3 protein-coding genes are annotated in these 2,187 nt (G+C 39.0%); 2 read left to right on the forward strand and 1 reads right to left on the reverse strand.

The annotated features are described in order from the left end of the window. The first annotated feature begins 50 nt into the window (after window positions 1-50). Together ACY65O_RS09930 and ACY65O_RS09935 are read left to right on the forward strand one after the other, a co-directional pair. Window positions 51-833: an SDR family NAD(P)-dependent oxidoreductase gene (locus tag ACY65O_RS09930; protein ID WP_462220697.1), complete on the forward strand. Its 783-nt coding sequence runs from the start codon at window positions 51-53 to the stop codon at window positions 831-833. 28 nt (window positions 834-861) lie between these two features. Further along, window positions 862-1,752 (forward strand): ROK family protein, encoded by an 891-nt coding sequence (locus ACY65O_RS09935; RefSeq protein ID WP_462220698.1) that lies wholly within the window; start codon window positions 862-864, stop codon window positions 1,750-1,752. Between the two features lie 252 nt (window positions 1,753-2,004). Here the strand turns inward: ACY65O_RS09935 and ACY65O_RS09940 are convergent. Beyond that, window positions 2,005-2,187 (reverse strand): hypothetical protein (locus ACY65O_RS09940; protein ID WP_462220699.1); only part of this gene is annotated, 183 nt, incomplete at its 5' end.

The raw sequence follows: 2,187 nt of genomic DNA on the forward strand, positions 1-2,187 counted from the left end.
GAAGAAAATTTAAACAGGCTTGAAACTGAATTAGCAAAAATGAAATAATAATGATGCTGAAAAATAAAAATATCGTCATCATCGGCGGCACTACCGGTCTCGGTTTATCTGCAGCAAAAGCATTTGTTGCCAATGGTGCTAATGTTGTTGTTGTAGGCAGAAGCGAAGAAAGTGTTACCGAAGCAAAAAAAATATTGGGCAATAACGCTATTGTCATCAGCGGTGATGCAACAAATCCTGATACTGCCATCAACGCAATCAATACCTGCGTAGAAAAATTTAAAAGCTTTGATGGCCTCTATCATGTAGCCGGAGGCAGCGGAAGAAAAATGGGCGACGGCCCTTTGCATGAACTCACATTAGAAGGCTGGAGTAAAACGATGGAGTTAAATCTTACTTCACTAATGCTAAGCAACCAGGCAGCAATAAAAAAATTTTTGGAATTTAAAAAAAGCGGAACCATTTTAAACATGGGTTCCGTTTTAGGTTATTCACCATCGCCGCAATTTTTTAGTACCCATGCCTATGCCGCTGCAAAAGCTGCCATCATTGGTTTTTCAAAATCTATTGCGGCATATTATGCAAAAAATAATATCCGCATCAATGTAATTGCACCTGCATTGGTAGAAACACCCATGGCACAACGGGCAGCCAACGATGAAGAAATTTTACATTTCATCAAAACAAAACAACCATTGGATGATGGACGAATAGGACAACCCGAAGATCTCGATGGTCTGGTAATTTATTTTATGAGTGATCAATCAAAGTTTACAACAGGGCAGGTGATTGCGGTAGATGGAGGATGGACAGTAAGTGAAGGCCAGGGGTAATGAATAAATAATAATTAATAATGCATAATTGAAAAACGAAACCACCATAGGAATAGATTTGGGAGGCACAAGAATAAAAGCCATCGCAATTGATGCTAATGGAAAAATATTGCACGAAAATTATCAGCCCACGAACGATGGCGATGGCAGCGTTTGGAAAAATGCAGTAGCAACCGCAGTAAAAGAATTGCAACAAATTTTAAAAACAGAAAAAATAAAAATAGGTTTATCAGCACCGGGTTTGCCCGATGAAAAAAATACCTGCATCTCCTGTATGCCCGGTCGCATGCAGGGATTAGAAAATTTTAACTGGACAAATTTTTTACAGCAACCCACTTATGTATTAAACGATGCAGTGGCAGCAATGATGGGAGAAGCAAAATTTGGCGCCGCAAAAAATAAAAAGAATGTAGTGATGCTTACACTCGGCACCGGTGTTGGCGGCGCTATTTTAATTGATGGTAAACCTTATCAAGGTGCTATGAACAAGGCCGGGCATTTTGGCCACATGGCTATTAACGATGAAGGAGATTGCGATGTAACGGGCATGCCTGGCAGCCTGGAAGAATGTATTGGCAATTGCACGGTAGAAAAAAGAAGCAAAGGAAAATTTACTTCTACACACGAATTATTAGATGCTTATAAAACGGGTGATGTATTTGCAAAAGAAGTGTGGATGAAATCGGTAAAGCAATTGGGCATCGGCCTGGCATCCATCGCTAATATGTTATCGCCGGAAGTAATTGTATTGGGTGGCGGCATTACACAGGCAGACGACAATTTGTTTTTGCCACTCAATTATTTTATGAAGCAATACGAATGGCAACCAACAGGTACCACCACAAAAATTGTAAAAGCCATTCATGGTGATATGGCCGGGGCGATTGGTGCTGCATGTTTTGCAATGAGTAAAGAGTAATTTTTTTTGGGCCAGGCAGAAGTATTACTATGATGCTTCATTGGTCTGGCCTAAGGCGAGACACTCTTGTACAGTAGTAATTCTATTGAGCAAAATACTGAGAGTAAAAAAATGTAACTGGTAAAATTATAAATAAAAAATAAAAATCTATAAGCACTGATGAAATTTAATGCAGGCCATGTTTTTTAAATAGCCATGCACTTCAGGGCAGAGAGTAAATAGAATAGGCGGGTGGGCTTTAGCCCAAATGAATTAATTAAAAAAAGCCTGAAAGGCTGACATTAATATAGAAATAAAAAGAGTCAAAGACATAAACCCCGGAAGGGAAATGTCTTTAAGTAAAAGATATTTTAAATTATAAAATACCCAATTCCAGTTCCCTCTCCTTTGGAGAGGGGTTAGGGGTGAGGTCAAAATAAAAACAATGAACTTAAC

The organism is Ferruginibacter sp., from assembly GCF_031430955.1.
Classification (GTDB): Bacteria; Bacteroidota; Bacteroidia; order Chitinophagales; family Chitinophagaceae; genus Ferruginibacter.

Coding starts and splice junctions, on each gene's coding strand:
- ACY65O_RS09930 (WP_462220697.1), top strand. CDS start 51: ATGATGCTGAAAAATAAAAATATCGTCATCATCGGCGGCACTACCGGT.